13 protein-coding genes and 1 pseudogene are annotated in these 9,894 nt (G+C 71.5%); 13 read left to right on the top strand and 1 reads right to left on the bottom strand.

Annotated elements, in window-relative coordinates:
- The 6 genes and pseudogenes from Q7A36_RS36000 to Q7A36_RS35975 all read left to right on the top strand — a co-directional run.
- Positions 1-2,305: pseudogene (locus Q7A36_RS36000) on the top strand (hypothetical protein); the annotation flags it as partial.
- A gap of 119 nt (positions 2,306-2,424) precedes the next feature.
- Positions 2,425-3,036, top strand: coding sequence for a hypothetical protein (locus tag Q7A36_RS35995; RefSeq protein ID WP_305108618.1), 612 nt, complete (start codon positions 2,425-2,427; stop codon positions 3,034-3,036).
- Positions 3,036-3,254 (top strand): hypothetical protein, encoded by a 219-nt coding sequence (locus tag Q7A36_RS35990; protein ID WP_305108617.1) that lies wholly within the window; start codon positions 3,036-3,038, stop codon positions 3,252-3,254. Before Q7A36_RS35995 ends, Q7A36_RS35990 begins: the two co-directional genes overlap by 1 nt.
- Entirely contained in the window at positions 3,242-3,880 is a 639-nt protein-coding gene (locus Q7A36_RS35985) for a hypothetical protein (RefSeq protein WP_305108616.1), read from the top strand. The genes Q7A36_RS35990 and Q7A36_RS35985 overlap by 13 nt, the downstream gene beginning before the upstream one ends.
- On the top strand, positions 3,877-4,425 hold the full coding sequence (locus Q7A36_RS35980) for a hypothetical protein (RefSeq protein ID WP_305108615.1): 549 nt from the start codon (positions 3,877-3,879) through the stop codon (positions 4,423-4,425). The genes Q7A36_RS35985 and Q7A36_RS35980 overlap by 4 nt, the downstream gene beginning before the upstream one ends.
- Before the next feature lie 95 nt (positions 4,426-4,520).
- Positions 4,521-5,003, top strand: coding sequence for a Rha family transcriptional regulator (locus Q7A36_RS35975; protein ID WP_305108614.1), 483 nt, complete (start codon positions 4,521-4,523; stop codon positions 5,001-5,003).
- A 78-nt stretch (positions 5,004-5,081) separates the two neighbouring features.
- Here the strand turns inward: Q7A36_RS35975 and Q7A36_RS35970 are convergent, their stop codons facing one another.
- Entirely contained in the window at positions 5,082-5,798 is a 717-nt protein-coding gene (locus tag Q7A36_RS35970; protein WP_305108613.1) for a hypothetical protein, read from the bottom strand.
- Between the two features lie 243 nt (positions 5,799-6,041).
- Here Q7A36_RS35970 and Q7A36_RS35965 point away from each other — a divergent pair, with 243 nt between their 5' ends.
- The 7 genes from Q7A36_RS35965 to Q7A36_RS35935 form a co-directional block, all read left to right on the top strand.
- Positions 6,042-6,740 carry a recombinase family protein gene (locus Q7A36_RS35965; protein WP_305108612.1) on the top strand — a complete coding sequence of 233 codons (699 nt, stop codon included), beginning with the start codon at positions 6,042-6,044 and terminating at the stop codon, positions 6,738-6,740.
- A complete protein-coding gene (locus Q7A36_RS35960; protein WP_305108611.1) occupies positions 6,737-6,973 on the top strand; it encodes a hypothetical protein in 237 nt (78 codons plus the stop codon). The genes Q7A36_RS35965 and Q7A36_RS35960 overlap by 4 nt, the downstream gene beginning before the upstream one ends.
- A complete protein-coding gene (locus Q7A36_RS35955) occupies positions 6,970-7,194 on the top strand; it encodes a hypothetical protein (protein ID WP_305108610.1) in 225 nt (74 codons plus the stop codon). The genes Q7A36_RS35960 and Q7A36_RS35955 overlap by 4 nt, the downstream gene beginning before the upstream one ends.
- A 235-nt stretch (positions 7,195-7,429) precedes the next feature.
- The gene (locus Q7A36_RS35950; protein WP_305108609.1) at positions 7,430-7,627 is read left to right on the top strand and encodes a hypothetical protein; all 198 of its coding nucleotides are present in this window, start codon (positions 7,430-7,432) and stop codon (positions 7,625-7,627) included.
- Complete coding sequence (locus tag Q7A36_RS35945) at positions 7,624-7,863, top strand: hypothetical protein (protein WP_305108608.1); 240 nt, start codon at positions 7,624-7,626, stop codon at positions 7,861-7,863. Before Q7A36_RS35950 ends, Q7A36_RS35945 begins: the two co-directional genes overlap by 4 nt.
- A gap of 9 nt (positions 7,864-7,872) precedes the next feature.
- Positions 7,873-8,283 (top strand): hypothetical protein, encoded by a 411-nt coding sequence (locus Q7A36_RS35940; protein WP_305108607.1) that lies wholly within the window; start codon positions 7,873-7,875, stop codon positions 8,281-8,283.
- A gap of 505 nt (positions 8,284-8,788) precedes the next feature.
- On the top strand, positions 8,789-9,894 hold a 1,106-nt coding region (locus Q7A36_RS35935; RefSeq protein ID WP_305108606.1), incomplete at its 3' end, for a bifunctional DNA primase/polymerase.

Genomic DNA, 9,894 nt, shown 5'->3' with positions numbered 1-9,894 from the left:
CGGCTTCATCGCCGAGGCCAAGGCACGCGGCCTGCCGCACCGCATCCTGTTCACGGTGCCGACGCACAAGCTCGGCGCTGAGGTCATTGACCGCCTCGACGAGATCATCGACCGCCTCGCCGCCCTCGGCCTTCGCGTAGCGCCATGGCGCGGGCGAGGGGCGAAGATCGACCCCAAAGCGTCGGACGACAGCCCGCGCATGTGTTCCAACCTGTCGGCGGTGCAGGACGCGATCGACGCTCTGCAGGACGTCGAGGAAGCGGTCTGCGGTAAGGGTGACGGCCCGCGCTGCCCGTTCTCCGGGACCTGTGCCTACCAGCAGCAGAAGGCGGCGGCGGCGACCGCGGACGTGGTGGTGGCGCCGCATGAGGTCATGCTTGGCAGCCTGCCGGCGGGGATCGGTCGCGGCTTCGCGCTAGTGATCGCCGATGAAGGCTGGCTGCAAGATGGCGTAGAGCCGGGCCGCGTCCTGATCGCGGAGACGCTGAATGCCAGCGAAGTTGAGCACCCCGTACCGCGCCGCGACGACCCAAGGAAGCGGGACGACGAAGCGACCAACGACCTGCACGTACTGCGCCGGAAGATGGCAGCGGCAGTTGAGGCAGCACCGGACGGCTACCTAACCCGCGCCGCGCTGCTGGCGGCAGGATTGACCGCGGCAGGCTGCACCATGGCCAACAAGCTGGAGTGGCAGCGCAAGGTTAAGGACGCCATGCGCCCCGGCATGTCGCCCGAGGCCCGGCGGGAGGCCAAGCGGCGGTGTGCCGGCAATGCCGCGATCCCGCGGTTGTCCGCACTGTGGAAGGCCGCTGCCGCGCTGCTTGAAGGCGGCGACGAGGCAACCGGCCGGATCGAGCTGGCGATACGCGACACGGCGGAGGGCCGGCAGCGGGTTATCCTACTGCACACCATGAGGGAGGTCGCGGAAGCGGTCACGGACCTGCCCATGCTGCTCCTGGACGCGACCTTGCCGGCCGACTTGCTGCGCCATCGCCTGCCGCGCCTTGAGCTGCTGGCGGAGGTCCGCGCGGCGGCGCCGCACATGCGGGTACACCAGGTTCTCGGCGGCTTCGGCAAGACTTCCATCGTCCCTCACCCGGAGACCAGCGAGGATGAGAGCCGGCGCTTTAACCGCATCGCGGAGCTGCGCGACTTCATCGCCCTGCGCACCGGCGGCGCCCGGACGCTGGTCGTCACCTATGAGGGCCTGGAGCCACACTTCGCCGACCTGCCCGGGGTGGAGACGGCACACTTCAACGACATCGCCGGCCGCGACGAATGGGGGCCGCAGCTCGGCCGGCCGGGGGTGCGGTACCTGTTCGTTATTGGCCGCCCGCTGCCCGCCCCGGAGGACACGCGCCGGCTCGCCGCCGCCCTGACCGGCCGACCCGTGCCGGCGGGGCAGCTCGCCCGGGTGACGCGCGGCGCCACCATGCGGGACGGCACCGGCGCCGGCGTGCCGGTCCGCGCCTATGCCGACCCGGACCTCGAGGCGGTGCGCGCCGCCATCTGCGACGCCGAGCTGGTGCAGGTCATCGGCCGAGGTCGGGGCATCAACCGGACCGCTGCCGATCCGCTGGAGGTCTACCTGCTGGCCGGCGACGTCCTGGCGCCGGTGCCGCTGGCGACCCTGACGCGCTGGGAGGACGTGGCACCCGGGCCGGTCGAGTGCATGGCGGCCCGCGGCGTGGTGCTGGCCAGCGCCACCGACGCGGCACGCGCCTACCCCGACCTGTTCCCGACCGCCGAGGCGGCGAAAAAGGCCCTGCAGCGGTCAGGTTGTTGCGGAGGCGATTTCGGGGACAAACCCCTATGGGTAGTTCCTATAGGGCCATGTCCCCGAAACCCCTTTTGCAACGATCTCCCGGATCTGGTTCCGGTCGCCTACCGCCCCGCCGGTCGGGGACAGCAGACCCGCACCGCCTGGGCCCACGCTGACCGCCTGCCGACCCTTCGGGCGTGGCTGAAGGCCGCTGCCGGCGCGCCGTTGGCCGTCTTCGAACCGGCCAGCCAGGGCGAGGCCGCGGCGCCGTCGCCGCCCCCTTCACCCCCGACCAGGACGCCGCCCATGCCCGATGACCTGCCCCCTTCGCCCCCGCCGGCCCCGCCGGAACAGGACGGCCTGCCGCCGGCCGCCTTCGGCATGCGCCGGGTCGGCCCTGGCGCGGCGGCGCCGCTGGCGGTGCCGAAAGGCATCAGCGTTCGCGTCACCCCCGCGGCGGTGCCGCTGGCGGCGACGGTCTGGGAGATCGGGCGACTTCGGCTGGCGCGGGCGCGGGGCCAAGAAGGCGACAGACCGGGATAGGAGCAACACGCCGTTCTGTTGTATTCGGCGTCGCTCATTAAAGATTTAGGTCTGTAATCTCTGTTCTTTCCTGGACATCTCGCGAACACGGGCGTTCGATATGGCGGACAGGACTGGCGATGGAGGGCCGCCATATGGCCGAGGACGGCAGCGAATACTGGCAGAGCGTCATCGAGAAGCTGGAAGGCGACCGGGCGACGGTCGCGGTCCGGGAGGCCGCTGCCGCTGAAGAGGCCCGACCGCTGGCGCTGCCGGCCGCGACCGGCGACGCCAAGGCGGCGAAGCGGCTGGCCGAGATCAATGCCCGGCGTGACGCGCTGGTCCGCGAGGCAGAGACCTTCAGCGTCGCCCTGACCACGGCCCGCGAGCAGCACGCCGCGGCAGTGGCGAAGGAAAGGGCCGCCCAGGACGCGGAGCGGCGGGCGGTGCTGGCCGAGGAGGCGAAGAGCCTGATCCAGCGAGCGCAGGAGTTCGACGCCGCTGCCCGCGCCCTGGCCGTCGCTGCTGCCGGCTATGACCAGGAGCTGACCAGCCTGTCGCGGCGCGGCCTGACCAGCACGCAGTACAACCGGCTGCGCAACCGGACCATGACCGCCGGCGCGCTGCACATCGCCGGACTGACGGGCCACGTCCCGTTGCCGGCGGTCAGCCCGGGGCATCGCAAAACCCTCGAAGCCTGGGCGAAGCAGATGCTGGGTGCGGTGACCGAGCCGCCGGCGGAGGCCGCCTGATGCCCTCCGCGCAAGACCCCGACACTGAGTTCGCGGCCCTGGCGCTCCTCGCTGTGGAAATGCCGACGAAGGGCTCGCGGAACTTCTGGATGAACCAGCTTGACCAGTTGGGCCAGCACCTCGCGCCGGACTTGCCGCCGACCCATCAGCGCGCTGCCGCCCTGAACGATCCGCGCGGCGTCGCCTTCACCGAGGCCCTGCATCAATGCGCCCGGTGACGTGCGAGGCGATCCCGCGCGAGGTGCAGACGCCGTCAGCGATCCTGGCCGGCATGAATGACCTCGAACGGCACCGGCGCGCGGCGGCGGCAGAACTAGAGCGTGTCGTCGCCGAACGCGCGGCCTTGGCGAAGGCTGTTGTCGGTGGCGACCGGCTGGCGACGGCGCGCTGCGCATGGTTGAACGCGCGGACGGCCGAACTGCTGATCGAGGTCGATGGTGCCATCGCGCGCAAGGATGCCGCGGCCGAGCAGCTCGGCGACCTTCTTGAAGCGCGGCAGCGCGGTAGGGCGGCCCAGCCGGTACAGCGCGGCGACAAGGCCGCGACGGCGCGGGCGCTGCTGGCGCAAAGCCGGCGTGTGGATGAGCTGATGGCCGAGCTGAAGGCGGCACTCGTCCAACGTGACGTGCTGGCCCGGCGCCTTCTCGGCATGGGGACGGTTTGCCGGCAGGTCCTGAACCCGGCGCGGGTCCGCGCTGCCGCCGCGCATCACGGTCTGCTTGACCAGCTCGCCGCTGCGCCGTGTCCCGAGCGCCTGTTCGCGCCTCTCGCTGACGCCGACGAGGTGGCGCTGCGCGACTTGTTCAGGCCGAGGCCCAGCGCTGCGAAGGAGCGCGTTGCATGACCGGTGATCTCGAGGACGCACCGCGCCGTCGCCGGAAGCGCCGCCTGACTGACCTGGAGCTGGCGGAGATTTCGGTCGTGGACCTGCCGGCCAACACCGGCGCCCGCCAGGTGCTGTTCAAGAACCTCGCGGCCCCGGAGGTCGCCATGCCGCTTGATCCTGACGCCCTGCGGCGCATGGCCGAGGCCGCGGTCGCCAAGGTCGCGGCGCAGATACAGGCGCATGCCGACGCGGCAGGCCGGGCCGCGGCGCGACTACAGGCGGGCGGCGACGCCGTGCACAAGACTGCGGCTGGCACGGGTGCCGCCGACCTCGCCGAGGCCCTGGAGCTTGCCCGCGCCGGCGCCGCGGCCAGGGCGCGGCAGCGCGAGGGCAGCTCGCCGCCAGCGTCTTACTGGCAGGCGGCGCTGGCCGCGCTCGGCGAACGGCTGCTGCCCGGTGCGCCGCCGTCGTCGCAGATGAACGAGGCGCTGCGGAGCCCGGAAGGCCGGCTGCTGGTCGCGGCCATGCAAGGCGACGACCGCGTTCTGACGCCGGGCGGGTGAGCTCGCTGCCCCTTGCCGCGGTCATGGCGCCGCGATGCCCAAATGGCACACCAGCGCCGCGCCATCGCCACGCTTATCGGCCTTGGGAAGTGACTATGCACGCCGCGGGCGTCCCTGCCTTCGGTCCGCCTGTCGCCCTGGCGCCAGTCCTGCGCGCCGGGGACGGCCGCGTTTGGGCGGACAGCCGCGACATTGCCGCGCAGCTAGGGCGGCGGCACCACGACGTCCTGAGAGCGTGGCGCGACCTGGATTGTCCTGACGATTTTCGCCAAAGCAATTTTGCTGTGGCTGAACGCCCCGGCGGTGATCTGTCGCACGTCACGATGAACCGCGATGGCTGCGTGTTCCTGATATCCCGACTGACCGGCGCCAAGGCGGCGGGCTACCTGATCGCCTACATCGCCGAGTTCCGGCGCATGAAGGACGCCCTCAAGGCCGCGGCGGTCCGCCCGGTTGCCACGGCCGCGCCGCCGGCCGCCCTCGATTACGAGGCGCTCTGCGGCGCCATGGCGCGGGCGACGGCCTCGGTCACGACAGGGCCAGGGCCAGCGCCGAGCCAAGTAGGGCCAGGGCGATGACCCGCATCGACGCGTCCCCCAGCATGGCGAAGGTCAGGGCGGCGGACGCCATCGACATCGCTAACCAATGCTCGGCGCTCATGGTCCCCGCCGGCCCGTCAGGGCGCGCCATGCCCGCCCGAGCCGCCCGCCCTGGGTCAGCTCCTCCGCCCTGGCCTGCGCGGCCTCCTGCGCTGCCTCGATTGCTAGCCGCGCCTTGTGCTCTAGGGCCGCCTGCGCCTCTGCCCGCGCCGCGGCATCCCGGAGCGCCGCGGCCTCGCCCTCGGCCGCCAGCGCCCGCGCCTGGGCCTGCTGGGCGGCATCGGTGGCGGTGGTTGCCCGCTGGCGCTCGACGGTCAGCTCGCCGGCGAGGGCTGCGGCCCGGGCTTCGGCGTCACGCCGGCCGTCCTCCGCTACACGTAGCCCCTCCCGCAGACCGGTCGCTTCGCCCTCGGCCCGGACCGCCCTCTCGCGCTGCTGGCCGGCCTCTTGCGCCTCCTGGTCGGCGCGGTCCTCGGCCTTTCGGAGGGCGGCCAGGAGCAGCTCGGTGTCCCTCTCGCGTGCTCCATCCGGTAGGGGATCCGAGACCCCTCGCGGTATCCCCACCGTGCCCCCTACCGCGTTCTGCCGCATGGCGGCGAGGTCGGCGGCCGGCACCAGCACGCGGCCAGTCTTCCGGGCGTCGTTATCGATCCGATGGCGCCAGCGCCCAGCGCGGATATGCCGGCGTGCCCTGGCCTCGGCCGCCCGCGCCGAGATGCCGAGTTCGTCGGCCAGCTCGCGGAAGGTCATCCAGCGCGCTTCGGTATCGCTCATGCCCTACCGCGTCCCCTCACGTGGCCCTGCCGTGACCCCTCACGCAATGGGTAGAAGCTACCCAATCGCGGCGGGAGTGTCGCTGCCGTGATGACCGCCTCTGATGTCGCCCCGGGCGCCGGTTCGGAGGTATTTCCTTTGCAGAACGAAGGCGCTCCGCTACGCTGTCCCATACCGTCAAACGGTCAGTTGGAAACGGGACATGCGGCAGGACAGGCTTACCGAGGCAGGCGAGGGCGTCGCGTGAGGCGCTTCGTTTCGTACCTACGGGTTTCTACTCAGGGACAGGGCGCCTCCGGCCTCGGCATCGAGGCGCAACGCGAAGTCGTCGGCCGCTACGTCGGGCAGCAGGGCGCGACCCTGGTGGACGAGTGCATCGAGGTCGAAGGTGGCAAGCGGAAGGACCGGCCGCAGCTCGCCGAGGCGCTGGCCGCCTGCCGCCGGCACCGGGCGGCGCTGCTGGTCCCGAAGGTGGATCGGCTCGCCCGGGACGCGGAGTTCCTGTTGGCGGTTGTCAGGGGCGCCGGCCGCGACGGGGTGGTGTTTTGCGACCTCCCGGACCTGCCGCCCGGGCCAGTCGGGAAGTTCATGCTGACCCAGATGGCGGCAGTCGCCGAGCTTGAGGCCGGCCTAATTTCGGAGCGAACCCGGGCCGCGCTCGCCGCCGCGAAGGCCCGCGGCGTGACGCTCGGCAACCCTCGCCTTCGTGCCGGCACGCCCGAGCAGGCCCGGGCCGCCGCCGCGGCGAAGGCCGCCCGGGCACAGGAGCGGGCCGCGGATTTGGGTCCGGTCATCGCCGGGATGCGCGCTGCCGGCTGCCGTACCCTGGGCGACTTCCGCGACGCCCTGAATGCGCGCGGACTACCCTCGCCGTCCGGCCGCGGGCCTTGGCATCGCTCCGCCGTGGATCGGCTTCTGCGCCGGCTGGAGGCGACAGCATGAGCGCGCCGATGAAACCTGAGACGCCGCTGGAGATGGCTCGCCGACATGTCGCCGAGGGCGAGGCCCGGTGCGTCCGGCAGGCCGAGATCCTTCGGGAGATGATCGCTGACGGCCATCCCGAAGCAGCCAGGATCGCAGAGAAGCTTCTGGCGACGCTGACGGACACCCTCGACGTCCTGCGCGAGGACCTGCGCCGAATAGAGGAGCGGGCTGCCCGAGGTCCCAGCGCATGAGGGACCCGCTCGACACCGACGTCCTGGAGCATCTGGCCGTCGTCATGGCGGAGGCGGAGGACGCACGACGAGCCACGCAGGCGACCCGCGCCCGGGCAGCGGCCACCCGCGCCCGCGCCGTCGAGGTGCGGCTGATCGCGCAGCACGAACGGGCGCGGACTGCCGCGTTGCAAGAGTTGCGATGGCACCGCGGCGGCCAGCAAGGGACGAGGGCGACGTGACGCACTGGCACAAGAGCGACAGACTGCCGTCATCAGTAGACTATGAAGCCTTGGACGCGGCAGCCGATCGCTACCGAGTGCGGTTCGGGATGACACCGCCAGCTTTCGAGTTCATGGGTTGGGAGCGGGAGTTAGTGAGCGAGCTAGACGCCGCGGTCGAGCGCGGTAAGCCGCTGACCTCGGCGGAGCTGTACCAGCGCCTTGGCATAGCCGGGCTGCCGCCGGATGTCGTCCTATGACGCGCCAGCCTGCCGATCCCTGGGCGCGGTTCGAAACTCCGCGGACGCTCGTCGTCATCGTCACCACTACCGCGGCCTTGTTCGGCGCTCTCGGCGTCTGGGTCGGCTACGACATCGGCAGCACGCCGCCGCAGCAGATCGCCTTCCAGACAGGCGCCATTCAGATCGCGCTACCGGCTGAGGCGAGGCAATGAAGCGCCCGCGCAGGACCGCCAGCCTGCCGGCGATGGATGACTTCATCGCCGTCAACGTCGCTGCCCATGCCTACGTCCGCGCCATCGGTGAGGCACCGCCGATCTATCAGTTCCGGGCCACGCCCGGCCTCGCGCGCGAGCTGACCGCGGCAGCGGAACGCGGCGAGCGGTTGACGGCAGGTGAGCTCGCCCGCCGGCTCGGGACGACTGCGCCGCCGGATGACGTGGAGGTCTAGGAGGCGCTCATGGAGACGGAGTTCCGCGGTACGCCACCCGATCCTGACTGCGGCGCGGCGTCGCCGCATACCGAATGGCTTCGTCCGCGGCTCGGCATAACGCCCGAGCAGGCCGAGGCCGCGCGCAAGATCAAAAAGCGGACCCCCGACATGACGGCGGGAGAGATCGCCGCGCTGCTCGGCGACGGCGCGACCGAGGCCGATGTGAAGTTGGCACTGGCGACGATCAGAACGCGCAATCCGCGGCGAAGCAGGGCGACGCTGAATGCGACGCTTCAAGCCGGGGCGCTGGTCGAACACGAGGCGCGGCCCGGCGAACCGCGATGGGCGACGGTAGACCGGCTGCTCGGCGAGCTAATGCAATTGCGTGCTGTCGTCGCAGGTTTGTCGATGGGCAGTCACGCCGCCGAGCGACGGTGAAGGCTTAGATATTGAGCTTTCGCTACGCCAGATTGGCGTACTGCGACGGCAGCTCGCGGCGTCGCGTACGCCATGCGGGGGTAAGCCAAGGTAAGGGGGCTGGCACTGCGGCGCGGATATAGTAGCGTCGCGGAACGGCGTATACCCGAACGCCGTGGGTCGCCTTGCCCCCAAAAGCAAGGCGGCCCCGCCGTCTGATCCACGGCAGGGCCAATAGCTTGGGTAGTGACGACGAGTGGTGACCCGCCGAGACCGCAATATTGGGTAGCTTCTACCCATTCGACAAGTCCAGCTTGATGACAGCGCGGTCAACCGCGCCGCTCCCGCTGTGTCGCGCTTGTCGCAGTGTGGCCCATTTGCACCGGTTCGCGCTAGTCCCCGCCGTCGCCGTGAGAGGCGACCATGGGCCAGAACCGCCCGCATGACCCCGTAACCCGGCGCTCCCGCCGGCCATCCCCGCCTGATCCCGCCGCCCCGCCGCGCCGAGCGCGACGCGAGGGTGGCCATGCCGCGGGATGATGCTGACGGCCTAGCGCCACCGGGCGCGCCCTTCGCCGCCCTCGCCCTTCGCCTCGCGGACCTCGGCTATTCGCCGATCCCGCTGGAGGGCAAGGCCGCGTTCCTGAAGGGCTGGCAACGCCGGCTCGTCCCTGACCTCGCCTGGATCGCGGCGCAGGTCAGCGCACACCCGGCCTGCAATGTCGGCATCGTCTGCGGCCAGCTCGCGGGCGTGGATATTGACGTCCTCGACCCGGACCTCGCGTACCGCCTGGACGCGCTGGCCGTCGCCCGGCTCGGCGAGGGACCGCTGCGCATCGGGCGCTGGCCGAAGCGATTGCGTGTCTATCGGCTGACGGAGCCGATGCCGAAGATGGCCGCCGGCATCAAGGGGGCGGCGGTCGAAGTCCTGGCCAGCGGGCAGCAGTTCGCCGCCTACGGCATCCACCCGGACACCCGGCAGCCCTACACCTGGCCGGACGGCGATTTAACGGACACCCCCTTAGAGGACCTGCCGGAAATCACGCCGGCCATGCTGCACCGCTTTATGGCGGAGGCCGCGGGACTGCTGCCGCGGCGAGAGGAAGCGCCGGCTCGCGCCCGGGCCGCCAGCGCACCGCGCGGCGACGGCGAGATTGTCCGCGACGTCACCGGCCGCGTGGTGGATGGCCGCGACGCCTACCTGTCGCGGCTCGCCTTTCATGCGGTCAGTGACGCCATTCAGCGCGGCGAGCTGCTGCACGAGGACACACTGGCCGCGCTGGTGTGGGACCGCTTCCGTGACACGGCGGAGCTTGGCAACGCGAAAGGCCGCGGGCGGCCATGGAGGGCGCGCGACGCGCTGCGGAAAGTCCGCGACAAGCTCGCCCTGCATGCCGCCGGGCAGCTCCCGGGACGTGGCGGCGCGGTGGAGACGGTGGCGCCGTTCTACCCGCTGCCGACCAGTAGCGCAGCGGAGGCACGGGCGGAGGTGGCGCGGCATGTCCACGACTTCCTGAACCGCACGCTGACGTGGCACCCGACAGTAAAGGCGGAGCGTAGCGCCGCGGAACACGCCGGCCTCGCCGTCGAAGTCGCCGCCGGCAAGACGCGGATCGCCTGCGAAGCCCTGCC

The organism is Paracraurococcus lichenis (assembly GCF_030657435.1).
Classification (GTDB): domain Bacteria; phylum Pseudomonadota; class Alphaproteobacteria; order Acetobacterales; family Acetobacteraceae; genus Paracraurococcus; species Paracraurococcus lichenis.
This window is presented reverse-complemented; position numbering and strand designations above follow the sequence as displayed.

Excerpts from the sequence above, each read along its gene's own strand:
- Q7A36_RS35995 (WP_305108618.1), top strand. The coding sequence starts at position 2,425 with ATGGAGGGCCGCCATATGGCCGAGGACGGCAGCGAATACTGGCAGAGC.
- Q7A36_RS35990 (WP_305108617.1), top strand. The coding sequence starts at position 3,036 with ATGCCCTCCGCGCAAGACCCCGACACTGAGTTCGCGGCCCTGGCGCTC.
- Q7A36_RS35985 (WP_305108616.1), top strand. The coding sequence starts at position 3,242 with ATGCGCCCGGTGACGTGCGAGGCGATCCCGCGCGAGGTGCAGACGCCG.
- Q7A36_RS35980 (WP_305108615.1), top strand. The coding sequence starts at position 3,877 with ATGACCGGTGATCTCGAGGACGCACCGCGCCGTCGCCGGAAGCGCCGC.
- Q7A36_RS35975 (WP_305108614.1), top strand. The coding sequence starts at position 4,521 with ATGCACGCCGCGGGCGTCCCTGCCTTCGGTCCGCCTGTCGCCCTGGCG.
- Q7A36_RS35970 (WP_305108613.1), bottom strand. The coding sequence starts at position 5,798 with ATGAGCGATACCGAAGCGCGCTGGATGACCTTCCGCGAGCTGGCCGAC.
- Q7A36_RS35960 (WP_305108611.1), top strand. The coding sequence starts at position 6,737 with ATGAGCGCGCCGATGAAACCTGAGACGCCGCTGGAGATGGCTCGCCGA.
- Q7A36_RS35955 (WP_305108610.1), top strand. The coding sequence starts at position 6,970 with ATGAGGGACCCGCTCGACACCGACGTCCTGGAGCATCTGGCCGTCGTC.
- Q7A36_RS35950 (WP_305108609.1), top strand. The coding sequence starts at position 7,430 with ATGACGCGCCAGCCTGCCGATCCCTGGGCGCGGTTCGAAACTCCGCGG.
- Q7A36_RS35945 (WP_305108608.1), top strand. The coding sequence starts at position 7,624 with ATGAAGCGCCCGCGCAGGACCGCCAGCCTGCCGGCGATGGATGACTTC.
- Q7A36_RS35940 (WP_305108607.1), top strand. The coding sequence starts at position 7,873 with ATGGAGACGGAGTTCCGCGGTACGCCACCCGATCCTGACTGCGGCGCG.